6 protein-coding genes and 1 pseudogene are annotated in these 5,868 nt (G+C 32.5%); 5 read left to right on the forward strand and 2 right to left on the reverse strand.

Features of this window, described 5'->3' with window-relative positions; all coding sequences use genetic code 11:
- Positions 1 to 503: 503 nt before the first annotated feature.
- A complete protein-coding gene (locus FZC76_RS22710) occupies positions 504 to 1,565 on the reverse strand; it encodes a hypothetical protein (RefSeq protein WP_148990375.1) in 1,062 nt (353 codons plus the stop codon).
- Positions 1,566 to 2,349: 784 nt separating this feature from the next.
- Here FZC76_RS22710 and FZC76_RS22715 point away from each other — a divergent pair.
- The 5 genes from FZC76_RS22715 to FZC76_RS22735 all read left to right on the forward strand — a co-directional run bounded on the left by FZC76_RS22715 (position 2,350) and on the right by FZC76_RS22735 (position 5,553).
- The gene (locus tag FZC76_RS22715) at positions 2,350 to 3,030 is read left to right on the forward strand and encodes a DUF3885 domain-containing protein (RefSeq protein WP_148990377.1); all 681 of its coding nucleotides are present in this window, start codon (positions 2,350 to 2,352) and stop codon (positions 3,028 to 3,030) included.
- A gap of 110 nt (positions 3,031 to 3,140) precedes the next feature.
- Positions 3,141 to 3,434, forward strand: a complete 294-nt coding sequence (locus FZC76_RS22720; protein ID WP_148990380.1) for a hypothetical protein — start codon at positions 3,141 to 3,143, stop codon at positions 3,432 to 3,434.
- A 603-nt stretch (positions 3,435 to 4,037) separates the two neighbouring features.
- Positions 4,038 to 4,685 carry a hypothetical protein gene (locus tag FZC76_RS22725; RefSeq protein WP_148990381.1) on the forward strand — a complete coding sequence of 216 codons (648 nt, stop codon included), beginning with the start codon at positions 4,038 to 4,040 and terminating at the stop codon, positions 4,683 to 4,685.
- A gap of 102 nt (positions 4,686 to 4,787) precedes the next feature.
- Positions 4,788 to 5,033 carry a hypothetical protein gene (locus FZC76_RS22730; protein WP_148990383.1) on the forward strand — a complete coding sequence of 82 codons (246 nt, stop codon included), beginning with the start codon at positions 4,788 to 4,790 and terminating at the stop codon, positions 5,031 to 5,033.
- Positions 5,034 to 5,295: 262 nt separating this feature from the next.
- Positions 5,296 to 5,553, forward strand: coding sequence for a CPCC family cysteine-rich protein (locus FZC76_RS22735; RefSeq protein ID WP_148990384.1), 258 nt, complete (start codon positions 5,296 to 5,298; stop codon positions 5,551 to 5,553).
- 173 nt (positions 5,554 to 5,726) lie between these two features.
- Here the strand turns inward: FZC76_RS22735 and FZC76_RS22740 are convergent.
- Positions 5,727 to 5,868: pseudogene (locus FZC76_RS22740) on the reverse strand (IS110 family transposase); the annotation flags it as partial.

A 5,868-nucleotide genomic window follows, 5' to 3' on the forward strand; every position in this document is an offset into this window, starting at 1 on the left:
CAACTTCAAGTGCAAAATCGAGGAACTACTGTTTAAATGGCTTAACAGAAGAAGTCAAAGGAAATCCTTCACATGGGATAAATTCAGACTATTTCTTGATAAATATCCTCTACCTTCACCAAGAATTAAAGTGAATATTTATGATTTAAGAAAAGAGATTAGCTACATTCTGTGAATGATGACTAGGAGGAGCCGTGTGCATTAATAGTGCAAGCACGGTTCTGTGAGGGTTTGGAGCACAATTTACCGTAAGGTAGAAAGGCTCCATTCTACTCGACTAGTAAAATAAGCCGTTCCCTGCAGGGCGCTTTATCTTCAAACGAGCCAGATATATATCAATAAGGCATTATGAGAATTTGGCTAAGAGCATTGAAGATTCTTTCTTGTTGAAGTATACAAAGAGACTTAATGTAAGCATAAAACATCTTCTACCATAAATAAAAACAAACTGATCTTAAAACAAATAAGTCGAGCCGATTTAGCTTTGGCTCGACTTATTTGTTTTATAAATCCCAAGGATTAACATCACCGTATGTGTAATTATATTCTAATATTGTATCATCTCCCCATGTACCTTCGAAAGTTACAGATGCAGGGCCTATACTAATTCCAATTCCTGAAAGAGTTCCATACGTATGGTGGTACTTTGTTAAAATATATGCTGGTTCACCAATATTGCTTGTACTAACTAATACCTCTCTGGACATAGAAATATTTTGATAGGAACCATCGCCTAAGGGGATCTTCACGCCATGTCCGTATTGTTCAAATGCATTCGGATCAGGTGAAAGTTGCTTTGACTCAGTAATATAAGTTGTGCCCCCATTCCCATCTGATACGGGTTGAGTTTGCAACCAAGAAGCTTGGAAAGAATCTGCTTTGGCTACTGCATTAACATCAAACGCAGTTCCAAAAGCATCAGTTTTAGTATTGAATGGTTTTTCATTCCAAGTAGCAGTTGAGATGTATTTATAATTCATTTGACCATCCCATGGACCGAGATATAAAACTTGTAGCATTAATTCCAAATCGCCGTTAGGTTCAGTTTTAATAGGAGGAATCTCTCCAGTAGAACTACTATTTACAGTGATTAAATCTTTAGATTTATCTTGCACTAGAGAATTAGCTGTATTAAGTTCTAGTATTGATTTTGAGTTTCCAGTAATCTCGTTATATTTTTTTAGATCTGCTAATTTTTTTTCGTTAATCTTCTTGTTATTTGATTCAGTATATTCAGTACGGCTACCGTCAAGAGAAACATAATATGTTTTTGCACTTTTAACCTGAATATCAATTGCTTTTCCGCCTCGTTTTACAATTCCTTCTTTTTCACTTTTACTAAGTGAATTAATACTTTCTTCTTTTAAACCTATCTTTTGTAAAACCATATTAAGAGACTTTTCACTCATTTTTTCTGGATTTTCTAAACCTTTTACTCTACCATCTTTTTCATAGTTAATTTTTACGTTACTACTCCCACTAGCAGCCGCAGGTTGTTGAACGATAAAAATTGAAGTTAATGAAAGTAATAAAGTTGCAATGAAAATTGTTATAATTTTTTTCATTTATCCCACCCCCACAAACAAAGATACCGCAAAAATCCAATTATGTGTACATGTGGAAATGGAAAAGGTTCTATTTTACTATAAATTTATTTGTCCTTTTCAAAATCATAGTAAAAAAGTATTAAAACGATTATCCAGAAAGTATATACTTCAAAAAATCCGCTGTTATACCACATTTCTTTCATAGGTAAAAGAAATGTAAGTAGGCTTAGAATGAATGCTACAATAATAATACTAAATTTTTTAAACATAATTATTTAAACCCTTTCATTATATAATTACTTTTAGAATACCAATAATTGAAGGAAAACCCAACCTTATTGGGAATTGTTTAATAATTATAGTGGACAGGAAGGACGTTTTAATATAGTGAGAGTAAGCATGTGTCTAAGTGTTTTTTGTAATCCTTCTACAAGAAAAATGATTTTTGACTATATGTTAGTTGATTTATACTATTTAGGTGTTTTTTTATGATATCAGAAGGAACAATTTAAAATGAAGTGATATGATTTATAGGTACACCTATCAGTGCCCTGGTAACCATTCAAAAGAGTGAAATTTCAATGTGCAAATGGGCTACAATTACTGATATTTTAAACTTTTTTGAGTATGAAAATCAAAAACAAAGCCTTAAACAAGCCCATAGATATTTAAATCAGAAACCATGTTAAGTTATTCTAGCTATTCAAGAATCGGGCGCCATTCTTGAAGAGGAATAGGTGCTCAATTTTTATTTTAGATCCAGATAATAGCATGGAAAATTAAAACCGACTGGGGAATTAGGATGAATGACCTTTCGAATAAATTAGAACAATTTATGAAAAAACATTTTTATGATCTCGTTTTAGCGCCGGGGTTGTTTTATTCCTCGAGATATGGACTACGTTTTGAGATTTCCAACCCTGATTTATCTTTTCAGGAAAAGGCTAATATTAAGCAAGTTTATGAGCGTAGTTCGGATATATTTAAAAGGGTTTTTGACGAAAATGATGAAGTTTTATTGGTGACCAATGTATATTGTCACAAAGCAGATACTTTCCTTCAAAGTAAGCCATTAAATGTGTACCGAAAGTATGTTAAAAATAGGAAATCATTAAACAAATTAAGGCATGACGTTTTGCCAAGTATCGAGTGGGATGATGAAGAAAGCGATGAATATAACAATAAAGTTACTCATCGTTTTATATTTCAGTGCAAAAAAAGTGAAGTTCGCTATACACAGCTTTTATTGGCGATAAGTTACGAAGACTTCGGGCATCAATCTCGTATATTAAAAGGCCTTCCTAGGAATGGGTACGATATCTTTTTTGTGAACATATCAAAAAAGATTATTTATCATTTATACGATGATCGTGGATGTGATGTTATTGCAGCAGATAGGGAAAATATACGCTTACTCTATGAAGTTCTCAATGAATGGATACTTGACTATGACAGAGATGAAATTGACAGCACATTCAGATAAGTAGGGTTGTTAGCGTCAATGCTAAACAATCGGGCGAGAGAGTTTAACGATACGAGTGCTACGGCGCTCTCTTTTTTGCTAAACATTAGTTCAAAAGGTTTTAGATAGAAATGATTATTTTAGGAATAAGACGCAGATATTATGAAATATGCATAGTTCATTTTGGTGACGGGGGTATTTATATCTGCAACTTAATTGGATTTGGTATTGGTTTTTTCTTTCTCATTTTCGGTGGATTATTCTTATATGTAAATACAAAAGATGATCCGAAATCTTTAAGGCTAATTTCTCTTTTATCTTTTGAAGGGGGAGCAATACTACTAGGTTTATTAATTGTTTTAATGACTACCCTTCCTATTCTGGGTATCGGAACAGGAACGTGTGAAAGTGATTTCTTCAATTAAAGGATGTTAGGGGGACGAAATGAGTATTGGAAAGCAATTACTAATAGCAGTGTTAGTTTATGTATAATCAGCAGTAATAATAGAGATGGTACTTTGGTATTTTAATCTTTCTCTAAGTGAAAATTTTAGAATTGCTATTGTCGCTTCTCCTATTTTAATATCTATTGTTGTGACAAGAATAATTGTTGAAGTGAATAAAACTAAACGGAATAATTAGCATCAAAGCAACTAACGGTCCCTAATAACATGAAGATGCTAGGATTCAAGGGAGAAATTACAGATGTGGAGTATCAATATACAGGAGAAAACTGGTTTATCGGCGAACTAAATTAAGGTTATTGCTTGCTGAATTAACGGGTGCATTAATTATTATTAAAATAAAGATTATAAACAATTTGGCGCACCTAGAACTAGGATCAGCGCTTTTTATTAATTATAGTCCAGATGAAATAACACGTTTGATAATAAAGTGATGGAAATGTTCTTTACTTAGAGCAGGTTATTGTAAACGCTGATGACATAAATAAAAGCCAAAGAAAAGTTAGTTTTAAGTGGTAAGATTTAAATAAATTATTATTCAGACCTTTAAGAGAGGCGATTAAAATGAAAATGGAAATCTGTTTCCCTCCCGAACACACTTATCCTTTTGAGATTTACGGTGAGTCAAAGAGTATCATTGAGTTTTCTTGTTATATTGATGGTGCTTATACAGATGCCCATGAAGAATTCTTTTGCAACTGGATGGAGAGCCCAGATTATTACCCTATTTATTCACTTGCGGAAATCTTTGATTACCAACAAGCAGAGTACGACGAACTGTTTCAGATGCAGAATATAGAGTTCAATTATATGAAGGGGAGTCGTAAAGATACGTTCTTTGTAAAGGCAATTATCTGCAGCCCTCAGCAATTTAATGAATATTATCCTTATTTGCACGGGAATGGCAGCATGTTGAACTTATCATTATGGTCCTTAAAACAGGACGTATTCAGATTAGAGGAAAGGGAATATGAGTCACCTTATCCTGTAAAAAGGACTAAAAAAGACCGAACTAGCCTTGTTAAATTAAAGTGGATCGCCAATACTCCAATAGTAACTTTAACTGAGAATTCTACTATGTTTTGGGTAGGGTATGATGGTGATTATATTACTGCATTCTCAAATAATGAGGATTTTTTAACAATAGAATCTCTTCAAAAAATAATACCAGAAAGAGTCGAACTGGTTGATGGCGATTATAAGTGGGAGTAGTGTCATCCCATTCCGGGAGCCTTAGGGGTGGTCACTTCTTCTCAAATTAGCAAAATAATTCTATTGCATTAACTAATATTAACCAAGATAAGGAGGATGAATATGGAAGGCTCTTGGGAAGGGTTTTTAGATTTAATTGGTTTAACTAAAGATATAAGACAAAAAACTGAGTTAAAGACATTAATTGAATTCCCATTAGCAGAACCAAAACCAGACTTGTTAATAAGTTTATTTGATTGCACAAGAAGTATTTATGGTTCTGAAAAATGCACGATTCTTTGGTGGTATGAATCAAGCTGCATTAAAGGTAAAAATATTAGTAATCTATTTACTAAAATCATTAGCTAAGATGATTTAATATATTTACAGAGTTTATGGGAAAGAATTGCTGGGGATTATATTTTGTTTCTGCCTGAAGATTTTAATGCAAAATTTGATACAAGTGATGAAGAGGAGTTTATTGGAATCTGCTTAATCAAATACTCTCAGTTATTATTAAAAACTCCTGATGCAAATGAAGTATTGTATTTACGTATAAATAAATGAATTTATTAAGACAAATCGGAGCGATTGTTCAAATTTGAAGACTTAATCAAGGCAAGGTGAACAGATGAGAAGAAACAAATATTTTTGTCCATGCTGTGGTTATAAAACATTAGAATCTAAACCACCTGGAACTTTTGAAATTTGTGAAATCTGTTTTTGGGAAGATGACGATTTACAATTTAATAATCTTGATTATGCAGGCGGCGCAAATGAATCTTCTTTACGGAAATATCAAAAAGGTTTCTTAGAAGGACGTTTCATTAATCGAGAACCTAGTGAAAATGATGAGCGTAAACCAAACTGGAAACCATTTAAAAACTAAATTCTTCATCCTTTTAAATAAAACATCAATCTTCCGCAAAACCAGCTAATAGTTGTCAACAATTTTCATTAAAAAAATGAAAGATTAGATGATATACTAAAAATGGGTATGCCAAATAACCTTCCAGTTTTTTATTTTTGGAAGGTTTTGTTTTACATTGTTAAATATAGCTATTAAGCTAATTCTTGGAAGGTTGTTTTATTATTTAAAAGCGCATAAATCAGATGTAAAAGCTTATTAGCACATGCAATGATCGCTACTCTATATGGTTTACCTTCATCGCGTTTTTTATCGTAAAACTCTCTTAATTTCCTG

This window comes from Sutcliffiella horikoshii, from assembly GCF_008180725.1.
Lineage (GTDB): Bacteria > Bacillota > Bacilli > Bacillales > Bacillaceae_I > Sutcliffiella_A > Sutcliffiella_A horikoshii_B.